This window comes from Mesorhizobium salmacidum (SeqCode), from assembly GCF_037179605.1.
GTDB lineage: Bacteria > Pseudomonadota > Alphaproteobacteria > Rhizobiales > Rhizobiaceae > Mesorhizobium > Mesorhizobium salmacidum.
Window position 1 is genome coordinate 1 of record NZ_JAPYKS010000098.1, and the last position, 426, is coordinate 426.

At 61.5% G+C, this 426-nt stretch carries 1 protein-coding gene; it reads left to right on the top strand.

The window, feature by feature from the left end; genetic code table 11:
• Positions 1 to 426: KUP/HAK/KT family potassium transporter (locus O7A60_RS31805; protein ID WP_337109597.1), on the top strand; the 426-nt coding region annotated here is incomplete at both ends.

A 426-nucleotide genomic window follows, 5' to 3' on the forward strand; every position in this document is an offset into this window, starting at 1 on the left:
GTGCTGGCGACGGCGGCTACCGTCATCGCCAGCCAGGCGGTCATTTCAGGGGCTTTTTCGCTGACCCGCCAAGCGGTACAGCTCAACATGTTGCCGCGGCTGGAAATCCTGCACACATCGGAAAAGCAGTCCGGGCAGATCTACATGCCGCGCGTCAACCTGCTGCTGGCCCTGGTGGTGATGATGCTCGTGGTCGGCTTCGGCGAATCGAGCAAGCTCGCCTCCGCCTACGGCATCTCGGTAACCGGCAATATGCTGGTGACGACGGTGCTGCTCTACGTCGTCATGACCCGTATCTGGAAGTGGAAGCTGTCGCTGGCGATCCCGCTGACCGTGCTGTTCGCTTTCATCGATGTCGGCTTCTTCGCCTCCAACATCGTCAAGGTGTTCGAAGGCGGCTGGGCGTCGCTGGTCGTGGCCTTCACC